Here is a 13,384-nt window from a genome sequence, read left to right on the forward strand (position 1 = left end):
GCAGTGTAGGTGGGCCCGGTCACTCGGCGATGTCGGCCACGGTCGCGCCGTACGCCCGGACGAGGTCGTCGATCGCGACGAAGGCGCTGTACCCGTGCGCCCCCGAACCCATTGCCACCCGACGGCCGACCAGACCGGTGTCGACGTAGACCGGCCAGTCACCGGCGGCCCCGATCGGGGTGATGGTGCCGCGCTCGTAGCCGGTGGCTCCCAGGGCCGCCGCCGGGTCCGGCAAGGACATCTTGTTGACCCCGACCACGCTGCGCAACCGCGGCCAGGCGATCTGGGTGTCACCGGCGATGACCGCGTAGAGGTAGTTGTCGCCGGAACGCCGCAGCACCAGGGTCTTGGCGATGTCCGCGGGGGTGATGCCGAGGACGGCGGCCGCCGCCTCCAGGCTGTCGGCCGGGGGGCGGGGTCGGACCTCCACGGCCAGCCCGCGTCCGACCGCGGCGGTCAGCATCCGGCGGACCCCCTCGGGCAGGTGAGCGACGTCGGGGGGCTGCTCGGGCTCGGAGCTCATCGGATCCACATCCAGTAGGCCGACAGCGCCGATGGCAGCAGTCCCACCAGGGCGGCGGGGTGCCAGGGTCGGCGGCGGTTGGTGAAGAGCACGGCCTGGACGGTGACGACGCCCAGCAGGAGCCCCATCACCCACAGACCGGTCGCGTCGGCCGGGCTGGTCTGCGCCCGGTGCGGGGCGTACGCCGCCAGGGCCGCTGTGGGTGCGCCGAAGACGACGCAGAGGATGGCGGAGATGACCATGCGCTGCACGAGATCGAGGCTCTTCTCCTCCGCGTCCGACATGTCCGCAAGGGTGCCACCCGGCCGATCGGCCGGGCGGGCGGGTGCCACGGGTGGACAGCCGGCCGGTCCCGATGACCACGGGCCCGCATCCGCGCCGGGCTCGCTCGGCGAAGCACGCCGGTGACCACTGTCCTGATCTCCGGCGCCAGCATCGCCGGCCCCGCGCTCGCGTACTGGCTCCACCGCTACGGGTTCGAGGTGACGGTGGTCGAGCGCGCACCCGAGCTGCGCTCCGGCGGGCAGAACGTCGACGTCCGCGGCGCGGGTCGCGAGGTGGCCCGGCGGATGGGACTGGAGGACGCGATCCGGGCGGCCACGACCGGCGAGGCCGGGGTCCGCTTCGTCGAAGCCGACGACCGGACCATCGCGGCGTTCGCGGCCGGGACCTCCGACTCCGACGGCCCGACGGCCGAGCTGGAGATCCTCCGCGGGGACCTGGCCCGGCTGCTGGTGGACCGGACGGCCGACCGGGTCGGGTACGTGTTCGGAGACCACATCACCGGGCTGGACGAGGTCGACACCGGGGTGCACGTCAGCTTCGCCCACGGTGCGCCTCGCACCTTCGACCTGGTGGTCGCGGCCGACGGGATCCGCTCGAGCACCCGGCCGCTGGTCCTGGGCGACGAGGCCGAGGTGGCGTCGCTGCACATGTACACCGCCTACCTGACGATCCCCCGCACCGACAGCGACAGCGCCTGGGCCCGCTGGTTCAACGCACCCGGCGGCCGCACCTCGACGCTGCGGCCGGACAACGTGGGCACCACCCGGGCCACCCTGTCGTTCATGTCCGAGCCCCGCGGCTACGAGCGGTGGGACGCTGCCGGCCAGCGCGACCTGCTCCGGCACCGCTTCGCGGGCGTCGGCTGGGAGGTCCCCCGGATCCTCGCTGCGCTCGACCACCACGAGCTCTACTTCGAGGCGCTCGCCCAGGTGAAGTCGCCCCGCTGGTCCGCCGGCCGGACGGCCGTCCTCGGGGACGCGGCCTACTGCGCGTCACCGATCAGCGGGATGGGCACCAGCCTGGCCCTGACCGGCGCGTACGTGCTGGCCGGCGAGCTGGCCACCCGCTTGGACCACCGTGAGGCCTTCGCCGCGTACGAGTCGATCATGAGGCCGTACGTGGAGCAGGCCCAGGAGCTTCCTCCGGGCACCCCCCGGCTGGCCAACCCCCGCACCCGGGCCGGGATCGCCGGTTTCAACACCCTCCTGCGGGTGGCTTCCCGACCCCTGGTGCAGAAGCTGGCCGGCAAGGTGTTCTCGCCGAAGGCGGAGCGGATCGAGCTGCCGATCTACGACCCTTCACCGGCGGCGGTCTGACCGCCACGCCGGGCACCGCGGCGACCGGGGGCAGCACCAGCACCGGACACCTCGACCGCTCGATCAGGCGCCGGGTGACGGCCCCGAGCGGCAGCTGACCGGCCCGGGTCGGCGCGCGCCGGGCGACCAGCACGAGCTCGCACGCGTCGACCAGCCGCAGGAGACCGGGGTCATCGAACCGGTTGACGACCACCTGCTCGGTACGCACCTGCGGGAACCGCTCCTGCCAGGACCGCAGCCGGTCCCGCTCGGCGACCGACGACCACCAGGTGGCCGAGGTGTCAGTGGTGCGCGACGCGGCACCGACCAGGACCGCCACCGTGAGCGCGACACCCCGGCGGGCCGCCTCCGGGAACGCCTCGGTCAGACACGGGACCGCCGAGGCAGGACCGTCGAGGACCGCCAGCAGACCGCGTCGGGCGCCGACCTGGTCGTGGTCGTGGACGATCAGGACGGGGCAGCCGGCACGCGCGGCCACCCGCTCCGTCGTCGAGCCAGCGGCCAGCCGGGACAGCGATCCCAGCTCCCGACGCTGCAGGACGAGCAGCGCCGCCGAGGCCGAGAGGTCGACCAGCGCGGCGTCGGCCGGACCGGCCAGGACCGCCGTGTGGATGCTCAGACGGTCGCCGGCGCACCGGGCCACCCGGTGGGCGGCGGCGTCGACCAGCCGGAGCGCGCGATGGTGTCGGCCCACCGAGGTCCCCGGCCGGCGGGCGTCCTCGGTCGCCGGTCCGGCCGCGGTCACGAGGGCGACGTCGAGCTGCCGACGCGCCGCCCACAGCGCGGCCTCCCACAGGCCCCGCTCCCCGTCGGCGAGACGATCGGCGACACCCACCACGATCGCTCCGGACAGGTCGGGATCGGGCCGCGGGACCCGCCCGTCGATCACCTGCTCGATCACCTGCTCGATCATGACGAACCTTCCGGAGAACGGCTTCGATCACCTCCAGCGTCGGTCCGCGACGGCCTGGGCCGGTAGTGCCGAAAGGCTGATGATCACCGACCCCAGGGCCCGGACACCGCGTCGACGTCGACGTCGGGCCGAGCCGACCGGGCCCTGGCGGGCGGGACCTCGGTCCCCACAGATCGAGCCCTCCTGCCCTGGGGTCGGGACCCCGGAAACCCGACGATGGAGCTGACGTCGACGGTCGACGCGGAGGGGACAGCGATGTCAGCACCAGCAGAGACGCCAGGGATGTCAGACACAGCAGGGACGCCCGACGCAGCAGGGACGCCCGACGCAGCAGGGATGTCCGACGCAGCAGGGATGTCAGACACAGCAGGGACGTCGGAGCAGCAGGAGAGTACCGGGATCGTGGTGGGACTGGACATCTCGGTCCCCGCTCAGGCGGCCCTGGCCTGGGCGGCGAACCAGGCGCGGCTGACCGGACAGGACCTCATGGCCGTGCACGCCGTCTTCCCGTGGGGGACGTATCTGGCAGCCGGTGGCTTCGTCCCGGTGACGATGCCGTCGGATGCCGTGCAAGATCATCAGCGGGACATGATCGAGAAGCTGTTCGCCTCCGTAGGGCCCGAACCGACCTGGAAGCTCCAGTTCGTCGGCGACGATCCCGGCCCTGCCTTGGTCGCGGCGTCTCGCGGCGCCTCGATGCTGGTCATCGGCACCCGCGAGCACACCGGGTGGGGGCGGGTGCTCAGCGGGTCGGTCAGCCACCACTGCCTGAGCCACGCCCACTGCCCCGTCCTCGCGGTCCCCGTGGAGAGGCCCGCCCGGGCCGGCCGGTCAGCAGCCGCCGCCTCCGCCACGAGCCACGCGTGACCCGCCGCCGGTCGAGGGCGTGCGGTCACTGCCGACGCGCGAAGAGGACGTGATCATGTCGAGGACGGGCGGGCCGGACGGTCCCGGAGGTCCCTGGGATCGGGAAGGACCCGGGCCGACCGGCGCGGCGCACCTCGAGGAGCTGCCGACCCCGGTGTGCCGCCGGCTCCTCGGTGAGCACGTGGCCGGCCGGGTGGGGTTCGCCGAGCGCGGCGGGCCGGTGATCCTCCCGGTGAACTACCGGCCGTACGGCGACGGCGTCGTCTTCCGGACCTCTCCCACGGGCGTGCTCTCACAGCTGCGCCGCCGGACCGCCGTGGCCTTCGAGGTCGACGGCATCGACGAGGCCGGGCAGAGCGGCTGGAGCGTGCTGGGTCGCGGCTTCGCCGAGGTGGTGACCCGCGACCATCAGCTGACCCAGCTGTGGCAGAGCGGCCCGACGCCCTGGGCGCAGGGCACCCGCAACCTGTTCATCGCCGTCACCTTCGAGTCGCTGACCGGACGGCGGGTGCGGGGGCCCTGGGCGGATTGACCGCCCGCTCCGACCGTAGGCCGATCAGGATCGGGACCATCGACCCTGTGCGGCCGACGCGGCCCGCGTGATGCTCGGCAGTGACCCTTCGCGGTCGGCCGTCGAGCAGCGTCGGTGGCCCAGCACCCGGGTTTCCGACCACGGACGGCTCGGCCGGGGCTCCGCGTACGGCATCACCCGGGTTATCCGACCACGGACGAACCAGCCAGGCCTTCCGGTTCGGCAGCGCCCGACTCAGTGGTCGCCGGAGCGGTGTCTGGCCACGGGCGCCGGTCGGCTCGACGGTGTGACGAGGACCGGACAGCGCGCTTCCTCGATGATCCGACGCGTGACGCCGCCGAGACTGCGGCGCACGCCGTGACCCTCGGTGTGCCGGGCCACCACGAGCAGCTGATGACCCTCGCACACATCGGCCAGGACCGGTTCGGCCCCGCCGGCGAGCGCCAGCTCGTGCACCACGACGTCCGGATAGCGGTCGCGGTAGCCGGCCAGCTGCTCCGCCAGCTGGAGCCCGGCGGCGTTCCGGCCGACCTCGAGCTCCTGATCGTCGGGCGGCACGAAAGTGGGTCCCGCTGGTGCCCAGACCGTGACCGCGGTCAGGGACACGCCTCGGAAGGACGCCTCGTCGAAGGCTGCCGCTATCGCGTGTGCCGCGTGACCGCGGTCGTCGACGCCGACGACGACCCCGCCGAAGTCGCTGCTCGCCTCGGAGAGCGGGTCGTCGGCGTGCACGATGAGGACCGGGCACTCGGCGCGGGCCGCGACCGCGGCGCTGGTCGACCCTTCCCGCAACCTGGCCAGCGGGCCGAGGCGTCGGCGCTGCAGCACCACCAGTCCCGCGCTCCTCGACTCGGCCACCAGGGCGCCGACGCCGGAGTCGTGCACAGCACTGGTGTGGATCCGCTGGTTCGGGTCGAGCTGGAGAGCGAGGTGGTCGGCGGCCCGGTCGATCTCGGCCAGCGCGAACCGGGAGACCGCGTCCTCCTCGGCGTCGGCGGGAGCCGGGCCGAGCCCCGCCACGAGCTTCACGTCGACATTCCGGCGCCCGGCCCACTCCCCGGCCGCACGCAGCGACCGCTCGTACGCGGTGTCGCGCCGGGTGCTGATGCCGACGACGACCGGTCCCGGTCGCAGCCTCGGCTCGGCCGGAGCGACGCCGTCGTGGTGGAGGGTGCCTGTCATGGTGATCTCCCATCTGTGCTGAGGGCGGTGGACATGCCGCCCCAGCTCCCAGACTGGACGGTGGCCGGCGTCGCAGCCACGGCCGTTCGGTCCCCGATCGGCGTGCCGAAGGGCCTGAGGCCTGAGGATGCGCGCGTCGCTGCCCGGTCTCCGGTCCCGGCTCGGACCAAGGTCCGACCCGGCTCGCATCCATCGGCCCTGGCCGGGGCGGACGAGGCGGCCGATGATCGACTCACACCAGGAAAGGACTCACCATGGGCACGGTCCTCATCGCGTACGCCTCACGCCTGGGCTCGACGCAGGAGATCGCGACCGTGATCGCCGACGAGCTCCGTCAGACCGACCACACCGTCACCGTCGCGCCCTGCGCCACGGCTCCGGGCGCTGAGGCCTTCGACGCCGTGCTGATCGGCAGCGCGCTCTACACCGGCCGCTGGCTGGGGGACGCGACGCGCTACCTGCGCCGGCAGTCCCCGCACCTGGTCGATCGGCCCACCTTCCTCTTCCAGAGCGGCCCGTGCGGCGATCAGCAGGATCGCCCCGATCACCCGTCGGTGCCCCGCGCCGTGCGGGCGACGGTGCGCCGACTCGGACTCGCCGAACCGGTCACCTTTGCCGGCCGGCTCGACCCGACCATGATCACCGGCCGGTTGTCGCGGTGGATGGCCTCGCTCGCGCCGGCGGGCGACTTCCGCGACTGGGAAGCCATCCGGGCCTGGGCGTACGGGATCGGCCTCGAGCTGCAGGAGCGCGACCGGCGCCCGTCACCGCAACCCCCGAGGGTGGCTGCCCCGTGAGCGCCGGTCTCCGGTGATCACCGCGGCAGAGCGTGCCGACGGATCCGTGGACGCGTCCGACGGCGGAGCCGTCGGTGCGCCGGACCGGACCGTCCACGGCGGGCTTCAGCCTGGGGCTATTCGGGGGCGCCGGCGCACCTACGACCTGGATGACGCACGCTGCCGGCAGCTGCTCGAGTCCCACGACATGGGGCGTGTCGCCTGGAGCGCCGCCGACGGCCCCCAGCTGTTCCCGGTCAGCTACCTGTGGTGGGACGGGCGGATCCTGTTCCGCACCTCCCCGTACGGGCTGCTGTCCGAGCTCGTCCGGCGCACGGCTGTCGTCTTCGAGGTCGACGAGATCGACGACGTGCACCGCCGGGGCTGGAGCGTGATCGTGCGTGGCCGTGCCTCCGGGATCGCCTCACCGGACGCGGCCCACCGCACCGCCGTGCTCGGTGGCGCCGGTCCGTGGGGCGGCGGGGACCGCAACCTCGTCATCGCCATCGCTCCGATGGAGGTCACCGGACGCGAGTTCCGTCCCGCTGACGATGGTGACGGTCACTGATCCTGATCATGGTCGGGCCATCATGGTCGGGCCAGGACCGGGACCCGGTTGGTGTCCACCCGAGCGCCCGACGGGCACCCGGGTGCCGCCGTCGGTCGCCGAGCGGTGTGAGCGTCAGCGGACGACGACCACGGTGCAGACGCTGTGGGCCAGGACGTGCTGACTCACCGAGCCGATCAGCATGCCGGTGAAACCGCCGTGACCCTTCGCGCCCACCACCACGAGGTCGGCGTTCGCCGAGAGCCTGATCAGCTCGGTGGCGGCGTTGCCGGCGATCACGTACTCGGCGATCTCGACCTCCGGGAACGTCGCCTGCGCTTCGGACACGACGCCGCTCAGCATCGCGCGAGTGGCGTCACCCACCTGGGTCGTCGCCTGCCACGGGAACCCGCCGAAGGGCGGTGAGTCCGGGGCCGGCGGCATCGACCAGATGCTGACGGCCGTCACCAGGACGCCCGGCCGGGCATGTTCACACGCCCAGGTCAGGGCCTCTCGACTCTCCTCGGAGCCGTCGACCCCGACGACGATCTTGTTCCAGCTCTGCTGGCTCATGACTCCTCCGTCTCCCTTGCGCGGCTCGGCACCGACGTCGCTCGCTGCCCATCGGCAGGGCCACGTCACCTACCACCTCGAGACTGTCAGCGACGAGGTGACGCCGTGAGGGTCGGAGGTCGATCGAGCGCGGCCCCTTGGTCCCCGCCCGTGACTGACGTCTGGTCGGTCGGCCGACGGCAGGATCGTCGGCGGCAGGCTCTCCGTCGGGCCGAGCGTCACAGGACGTAGGTCCCGTCACCCGACGACCTCCGGCAGTCGTCCCCGGGGCCCGTCCGGAGCAGGATGGTGCTCAGACAACGTGATCCGAGGTACCACCCATGACATCGTCACTCCACCGCCGGCCGGTGCACCGCGACCCGGCGCACCACGCCTTCTCCAACGGAGATCCGCGCGCGCCCTTCCTGGGACGGCTCGTGTTCCCCACCGGTCACGGGGCGCGCTCGATCATCGTCGAGTGCCTGCGGTCCGACGGCGGCTACCTGATCCACCTGCCGGCCTTCAACGAGGCCGGCAACTACCTGACCGACACCACGGTCAGCCTGACTCCCGTGCAGGCCGAGTCCGCCCACCCCGCAGAGGTGATCAGCGGACACAGCCGGTTCCTCGCCGACCACGAGGTCGACCTCGCCACCGCCGAGACCCTGGAGCGGTGGTCGGACCGTCCGGCGCGCTACTTCCGGATCACCCCCCACCGCCCGACCAGCCGCTCCGGAGCCGAGGGCCGCCGACCCCGCCCCCGCTCCCGCTGGAGCGCCTCAGCCGGTGCCGACCACCCGACGCACACCGGTGACTGAGCGCACAGCTCCCGGCGGCCCGATCAGGGTGTTCATCCTGGACGACCACGAGATCGTCCGCCGAGGGCTGATCGACCTGCTGCAGTCGCACCCGCGGATGCAGGTGGTCGGTGAGGCCGGATCGGCCGCCGATGCGCTGCACCGGATACCGGCCGTCCGGCCCGACGTGGCTCTCCTCGACGTCCGACTGGGCGACGGTTCGGGAGTCGACGTGTGCCGGGACATCCGGAGTCTGCTGCCCGACACGCGCTGCCTCATGCTCACGTCGTTCGACGACGACGACGCGCTCTTCGCGGCCGTCATGGCCGGCGCCGCCGGCTACCTGCTGAAGCAGGTCAAGGGAAGCTCCCTGACCGAGGCGATCGAGGAGATCGCGGCCGGTCGGTCGCTGATCGACAGCGCCCTGACCGGACGGCTCCTGCAGCGGCTGCGGACGTCCGAGGAGACCCACCGCGACCACGATCCCGCGGACGCCCTCACCGAACGCGAGCACGACATCCTGCTGCTGATCACCGAGGGTCTGACCAACCGTCAGATCGGCGAGCGGCTGTTCCTGGCCGAGAAGACGGTGAAGCACTACGTCTCCGGTCTGCTGGCCAAGCTGGGCATGGCGCGACGAACCCAGATCGCCGTGTACGGGTCGAGGCTCCTGCGGACGGGCGACCATCCACGGCAGTGATCCCGCCGCGACCACCAGCGTCGCTCGCCGCCGAGGTCACTGCGCGACAGCGGCGGTCCAGCGCAGGGTGGTGCCCTCGGGGCCGTGACCGAGGGTGAGGGCGCCCGACCTCAGCGTGGCGCGCCGCTCCAGGTTGGCCAGCCCACTGCACCGGCCCGCCGTGGCCGGCACCGACGTCCCGTTGTCCACGATCTCGATGGTGATGTGGCGGGCCGACACCGACACCGACACGCTGACCCGGTCCGCATCGGAGTGCTTGGCCACGTTGGTCAGTCCCTCCCGGAGGACAGCCTGTGCGTCCTCCAGGATCTCGGGCCCGAGGACGGTGTCGACGGGGCCGTCGAGGCTGAGATCGGGCGCGAACCCGAGCACCGGCTCCAGCTCGGCGACCAGGTCGGCCAGCACCGCACGCGGGGTGGACCTGACACCGCGGACCTCCTGCAGCCCGAAGATGCTGGTGCGGATCTGTCGGATGGTGTCGTCCATGTCGTCGACCGCCGCCTGCAACCGGGCGGCCACGGTCGGGTCGGTGCTGCGCACCGCGGCGGCCTGGACGCTCAGCCCCGTGGCGAACAGCCGTTGGATGACGTGGTCGTGGAGGTCCCGGGCGATGCGATGGCGGTCCTCCAGAACGGCCAGCTGCCGCAGGCCCTCGCGTCGGTCCGCCAGCTCCAGGCCGATGGCCGCGTGACTGGCGAACGCCTCCGCCATCCGCAGGTCCTCCGCCGTGAACGCCGGCGAACCGGAGGTGCGTCCGACCATGACGGCGGCGCGCACCCCGACCTCACCGGCCAGGGGGCAGGCCATCACCGGACCCACGTCGAACGCCGACTCCAGGTGCACGACGTAGCGGCCGTCGGCCGCGTCCACACGGATCCCGTGACCGGACGTCATCGCCTCCACGGCGAGCGAACCGGCCGCCGGGTAGGTGTAGCCCAGCAGCGCCTTCGCCTGGTGCCCACGGGCGACCTGCACGGTGACGTCGTCGGGGGTGGTGGCCGGGAACACCACGGTGACCACGTCGGCGGCGGCCAGCCGGAGCACCACGTCGGCGATCCGGGTCAGGATCTCCGTGGCCGTCGAGTCCTGCACCAGCTCCCGGCTGATCTCCGCCGATGCTCGCAGCCACTCCTGCTGACGGCGCGACTCCTCGTAGAGCCGCGCGTTCTCCACGGCCACCCCGGCCGTGGCGGCGACCGCGAGCACCAGCTCCTCGTCCTCGGCGGTGAACTCGGCCGCCCCGAGCCGGTTGGTCAGGTAGAGGTTCCCGTAGATCTCGCCACGGGACTGGATGGGCACGCCGAGGAACGAGCTCATCGGCGGGTGCCCCGGCGGCAAGCCCGACGACCGGGGGTCCGCGGCGATCGACGCCAACCGGATGGGTCGAGGATCGTGGATCAGGGCTCCCAGCACGCCACGTCCGCGGGGCAGGTCGCCGATGGCCGCGACAGCGGCCTCGTCCATTCCGGCGTGGATGAACTGCTCCAGGTGGCCGTCCGGACCGAGGACGCCCAGCGCGGCGTACTGGGCGGAGGCGATGGTCCTGGCCGCGTCGACCGCCCGGCGGAGCACGGCGGCGAGGCTGAGCTCGGCGACGATCGAGCGGTTGAGGTCGACCAGGTGCCGGACCCGGTCGTCGACGACGGCCTCGACCCGCACTCCCCCGTCGTCGATCGGCGTCGCCCGCTCTGCCCCCGCCGCCCGCTGCGCCATGGAGACAGGCTAGGACCGGCGCCGAGGTCGGGGAAGGAGCTCCTCAGTCCCGGGTCAGCACGACCTTGAGGGCGCCGGTGTCCCCGGCTCGGGAGAACACGTCGTACGCCCCGGCCATCTCGTGCAGACCGAAGTGGTGGGTGACGAAGCGAGCGGTGTCGAGCTGCCCGGCCGCCACCATCGTCATCAGCCGCGGCGTGGAGAACGTGTCCACCAACCCGGTGGTGATCGTGATGTCCTTTATCCACAGGCTCTCCAGGTGCAGGGTCGCGGCCGCGCCGTGGACGCCGATGTTGGCGACGTGGCCGCCCGGGCGGACGGGCCGCGTACAGGCCTCGAAGGTGGCCGGTGTCCCGACCGCCTCGAACACCACGTCGGCACCCAGGCCGTCGGTGAGTCCGGCCACCGTGTCGGCGACGGCCTCGGGACCGCGACGGGCGTCGACGAGGACGTCGGCGCCGAAGCGCTTCGCCGCGTCCAGCCGGCTGGCGGCCACGTCCACCGCGACCACGTGGGCGGGCGAGTAGAGCTGGGCGGTCATGATCGCGGCCAGTCCGATCGGCCCCGTCCCGACCACGACCACGGTGTCCCCGGGGCGGACCCGGCCGTTGAGGACACCGACCTCGAACGCGGTCGGGGTGATGTCGGACAGCATCAACGCCGCCTCGTCCGAGACCTCCTCGGGGATGGCGTGCAGCGAGGTGTCGGCGAACGGGACCCGCACGAACTCCGCCTGGGTGCCGTCGACCAGGTGCCCGAGGATCCAGCCACCCCCGCCGAGGCACTGTCCGTAGCGACCCTCGCGGCAGAAGCGGCACCGCCCGCACCCGCTGATGCACGACACCAGGACGCGGTCGCCGACCGACCAGCCGGTGGCCGGGCCCGCCTCGACGATCGTGCCCACCGCCTCGTGGCCGAGGATCCGGCCGGCGGCGACCTCGGGCACGTCGCCGGCCAGGATGTGCAGGTCCGTTCCGCAGATCGTGGTCGCATCGACCCGGACGATCGCGTCGCGGTCATCGACCGGCACCGGCAACGGCACCTCCCGCCACTCCGCCCGACCCGGCCCGTCGAACACCTGCGCATGCATGGTCATCGTCATCCTCCTGTCGTTACACGCCACCACCGGTGGCTTCTTCCAGTCCACTCCGACGGTGGCCGGCCGGACACGGCCCAAGGACGCTCCCGACTGCGACGAAGGACCCGCCGGGCGAGTCGTCGACGTACTGGCGGCGACGTCGCGGCTGTGTTTGAGTGACCGGGTGCCCAGGCTGGTGGACGTCGACTACCTCGTCGTGGGAGCAGGTGCGATGGGGATGGGATTCGTCGACGCGCTGATCGACCACGCTCCCGACGTCTCGGTGGCGCTGGTCGACCGGCGTGACGGCGTCGGTGGTCACTGGCGGCGCGCCTACCCGTTCGTGCGGCTGCACCAGTCCTCCACCTTCTACGGCGTCGCCTCGACCGTGCTCGGCGGCGGCCGGCTCCAGACCACGGGGCCCGAAGCCGGCCTGCACGTCCGGGCGGACCAGCCCACCATCTGCGCCTACTACGAGCAGGTGCTGACCGACCGCATGCTGGGGTCGGGACGCGTCCGGTTCTTCCCGGCGCACGACTACCTGGGCGGCCGCGTCGTGGTCTCGACCGTGACCGGCGAACGCTTCGAGGTGCCCGAGCGCTGTCGGGTGGTCGACGCCCACTACCTGGCTCCGGACATCCCCGCGGAGACCGAGCCCCGGTTCGCGGTGTCCGACGGCGTACGGGTGATCCCGGTCAACGACCTGCCGGTCTGGGAAGGAACACCCAGCGAGTACGTGATCGTCGGCTCCGGCAAGACCGCCACGGACGCCTGCGTCTGGCTGCTGGGCCACGGGATCGACCCCGACGCGATCTGCTGGGTGCGACCCCGCGACCCGTGGATGCTGAACCGGACGCTGATCCAACCGGACCCGGTCGTCTACCTGGGCATGGTGGCCGAGCTGATGCGGCTCGCGGCCGGCGCCTCGTCGCTGCCGGCGCTGTTCGGTGATCTGGAGGCGGCCGGCATCATGCTGCGGATCGACCCCGCGGTGACACCGACGATGGCCAAGGCCCCGACCCTGGGCACCTGGGAGCTGGACCTGTTGCGCAGCATCACCCGAGTGGTCCGTCGCGGACACCTCACTCACGCCCGGCGGGGCCGGCTGGACCTGCAGCAGGGCTCGGTCGCCGTGGCCGAGGACGCACTGGTGGTGAACTGCGCCGCGAACGGGCTGAAGAACCCGCCGCTGGTCCCGCTCTGGGGTCCGGAGGTGATCACGCTGCAGCCGGTCCGGGCCGGCTTCCCCTGCCTGGGCGCCGCCCTGGCCGGTTACGTCGAGGCCACTCGCACCGACGACGCGGAGAAGAACCGACTCTGTCCACCGTCGTCGTACGGGAACTCGCTGACCGACTGGGCCCGGATGAACGTGCTCGGCTTCCGCAACGTCGCCAGCTTCTCCGCCGAGCCCGACATCAAGGACTGGACCGACCGGATCGCGGTCAACCCGGCCCGCATCCCACCCGAGCAACCGGGCTCGGCGGCGCTCGACGACGCGCTCGGTCGGCTCGGTCGCCACGCCGGGCCCGGAGTCGCACGCCTGGCTGTCCTCGCGGGACTCGCGCGCTGATCGCCGCGGCGCGAGCGCCCCGAGGGCCCCTGA

Annotated in this window: 14 protein-coding genes and 1 pseudogene; 8 read left to right on the forward strand and 7 right to left on the reverse strand. The window is 72.7% G+C overall.

Features of this window, described 5'->3' with window-relative positions:
* Positions 1-19 precede the first annotated feature (19 nt).
* Positions 20-523 carry an aminoacyl-tRNA deacylase gene (locus ABD714_RS16280; RefSeq protein WP_344813449.1) on the reverse strand — a complete coding sequence of 168 codons (504 nt, stop codon included), beginning with the start codon at positions 521-523 and terminating at the stop codon, positions 20-22.
* Positions 520-807 carry a hypothetical protein gene (locus ABD714_RS16285; RefSeq protein ID WP_344813450.1) on the reverse strand — a complete coding sequence of 96 codons (288 nt, stop codon included), beginning with the start codon at positions 805-807 and terminating at the stop codon, positions 520-522. The genes ABD714_RS16280 and ABD714_RS16285 overlap by 4 nt, the downstream gene beginning before the upstream one ends.
* A 120-nt stretch (positions 808-927) precedes the next feature.
* On the opposite strand from ABD714_RS16285, the gene ABD714_RS16290 reads away from it, so the two are divergent.
* The gene (locus tag ABD714_RS16290) at positions 928-2,124 is read left to right on the forward strand and encodes an FAD-dependent monooxygenase (RefSeq protein WP_344813452.1); all 1,197 of its coding nucleotides are present in this window, start codon (positions 928-930) and stop codon (positions 2,122-2,124) included.
* Positions 2,125-2,164: 40 nt separating this feature from the next.
* Here ABD714_RS16290 and ABD714_RS16295 read toward each other — a convergent pair.
* Positions 2,165-3,037: pseudogene (locus tag ABD714_RS16295) on the reverse strand (universal stress protein); the annotation flags it as partial.
* Positions 3,038-3,391: 354 nt separating this feature from the next.
* Between ABD714_RS16295 and ABD714_RS16300 the strand changes: the two are divergent.
* Both ABD714_RS16300 and ABD714_RS16305 read left to right on the forward strand, forming a co-directional pair.
* Complete coding sequence (locus tag ABD714_RS16300) at positions 3,392-3,904, forward strand: universal stress protein (RefSeq protein ID WP_344813454.1); 513 nt, start codon at positions 3,392-3,394, stop codon at positions 3,902-3,904.
* 55 nt (positions 3,905-3,959) lie between these two features.
* Positions 3,960-4,436, forward strand: a complete 477-nt coding sequence (locus tag ABD714_RS16305) for a pyridoxamine 5'-phosphate oxidase family protein (protein ID WP_344813455.1) — start codon at positions 3,960-3,962, stop codon at positions 4,434-4,436.
* A 234-nt stretch (positions 4,437-4,670) separates the two neighbouring features.
* Here the strand turns inward: ABD714_RS16305 and ABD714_RS16310 are convergent, their stop codons facing one another.
* A complete protein-coding gene (locus ABD714_RS16310) occupies positions 4,671-5,618 on the reverse strand; it encodes a universal stress protein (protein WP_344813456.1) in 948 nt (315 codons plus the stop codon).
* Positions 5,619-5,872: 254 nt separating this feature from the next.
* On the opposite strand from ABD714_RS16310, the gene ABD714_RS16315 reads away from it, so the two are divergent.
* Positions 5,873-6,415 carry a flavodoxin domain-containing protein gene (locus tag ABD714_RS16315; protein ID WP_344813457.1) on the forward strand — a complete coding sequence of 181 codons (543 nt, stop codon included), beginning with the start codon at positions 5,873-5,875 and terminating at the stop codon, positions 6,413-6,415.
* Between the two features lie 46 nt (positions 6,416-6,461).
* Entirely contained in the window at positions 6,462-6,962 is a 501-nt protein-coding gene (locus tag ABD714_RS16320; protein ID WP_344813459.1) for a pyridoxamine 5'-phosphate oxidase family protein, read from the forward strand.
* Positions 6,963-7,076: 114 nt separating this feature from the next.
* Here the strand turns inward: ABD714_RS16320 and ABD714_RS16325 are convergent, their stop codons facing one another.
* On the reverse strand, positions 7,077-7,514 hold the full coding sequence (locus tag ABD714_RS16325; protein ID WP_344813461.1) for a universal stress protein: 438 nt from the start codon (positions 7,512-7,514) through the stop codon (positions 7,077-7,079).
* A 320-nt stretch (positions 7,515-7,834) separates the two neighbouring features.
* Here ABD714_RS16325 and ABD714_RS16330 point away from each other — a divergent pair, with 320 nt between their 5' ends.
* Entirely contained in the window at positions 7,835-8,311 is a 477-nt protein-coding gene (locus tag ABD714_RS16330) for a hypothetical protein (protein WP_344813463.1), read from the forward strand.
* Positions 8,304-8,990, forward strand: a complete 687-nt coding sequence (locus ABD714_RS16335) for a response regulator (protein ID WP_344813465.1) — start codon at positions 8,304-8,306, stop codon at positions 8,988-8,990. The genes ABD714_RS16330 and ABD714_RS16335 overlap by 8 nt, the downstream gene beginning before the upstream one ends.
* A gap of 36 nt (positions 8,991-9,026) precedes the next feature.
* Here the strand turns inward: ABD714_RS16335 and ABD714_RS16340 are convergent, their stop codons facing one another.
* Both ABD714_RS16340 and ABD714_RS16345 read right to left on the reverse strand, forming a co-directional pair.
* Positions 9,027-10,703, reverse strand: a complete 1,677-nt coding sequence (locus ABD714_RS16340; protein WP_344813466.1) for a sensor histidine kinase — start codon at positions 10,701-10,703, stop codon at positions 9,027-9,029.
* 43 nt (positions 10,704-10,746) lie between these two features.
* Entirely contained in the window at positions 10,747-11,799 is a 1,053-nt protein-coding gene (locus ABD714_RS16345; protein WP_344813467.1) for an alcohol dehydrogenase catalytic domain-containing protein, read from the reverse strand.
* On the opposite strand from ABD714_RS16345, the gene ABD714_RS16350 reads away from it, so the two are divergent.
* Positions 11,792-13,351: an NAD(P)/FAD-dependent oxidoreductase gene (locus tag ABD714_RS16350; RefSeq protein ID WP_344813468.1), complete on the forward strand. Its 1,560-nt coding sequence runs from the start codon at positions 11,792-11,794 to the stop codon at positions 13,349-13,351. The genes ABD714_RS16345 and ABD714_RS16350 overlap by 8 nt on opposite strands.
* Positions 13,352-13,384 lie beyond the last annotated feature (33 nt).

The sequence above is a fragment of the Microlunatus aurantiacus genome (assembly GCF_039536605.1).
GTDB lineage: Bacteria > Actinomycetota > Actinomycetes > Propionibacteriales > Propionibacteriaceae > Microlunatus > Microlunatus aurantiacus.

What these genes read in the sequence shown, in the direction of transcription:
- ABD714_RS16280 (WP_344813449.1), bottom strand. Translation starts at nt 523, where the DNA reads ATGAGCTCCGAGCCCGAGCAGCCCCCCGACGTCGCTCACCTGCCCGAG.
- ABD714_RS16285 (WP_344813450.1), bottom strand. Translation starts at nt 807, where the DNA reads ATGTCGGACGCGGAGGAGAAGAGCCTCGATCTCGTGCAGCGCATGGTC.
- ABD714_RS16300 (WP_344813454.1), top strand. Translation starts at nt 3,392, where the DNA reads ATGTCAGACACAGCAGGGACGTCGGAGCAGCAGGAGAGTACCGGGATC.
- ABD714_RS16305 (WP_344813455.1), top strand. Translation starts at nt 3,960, where the DNA reads ATGTCGAGGACGGGCGGGCCGGACGGTCCCGGAGGTCCCTGGGATCGG.
- ABD714_RS16310 (WP_344813456.1), bottom strand. Translation starts at nt 5,618, where the DNA reads ATGACAGGCACCCTCCACCACGACGGCGTCGCTCCGGCCGAGCCGAGG.
- ABD714_RS16315 (WP_344813457.1), top strand. Translation starts at nt 5,873, where the DNA reads ATGGGCACGGTCCTCATCGCGTACGCCTCACGCCTGGGCTCGACGCAG.
- ABD714_RS16325 (WP_344813461.1), bottom strand. Translation starts at nt 7,514, where the DNA reads ATGAGCCAGCAGAGCTGGAACAAGATCGTCGTCGGGGTCGACGGCTCC.
- ABD714_RS16330 (WP_344813463.1), top strand. Translation starts at nt 7,835, where the DNA reads ATGACATCGTCACTCCACCGCCGGCCGGTGCACCGCGACCCGGCGCAC.
- ABD714_RS16340 (WP_344813466.1), bottom strand. Translation starts at nt 10,703, where the DNA reads ATGGCGCAGCGGGCGGCGGGGGCAGAGCGGGCGACGCCGATCGACGAC.
- ABD714_RS16350 (WP_344813468.1), top strand. Translation starts at nt 11,792, where the DNA reads ATGGTCATCGTCATCCTCCTGTCGTTACACGCCACCACCGGTGGCTTC.
- ABD714_RS16345 (WP_344813467.1), bottom strand. Translation starts at nt 11,799, where the DNA reads ATGACCATGCATGCGCAGGTGTTCGACGGGCCGGGTCGGGCGGAGTGG.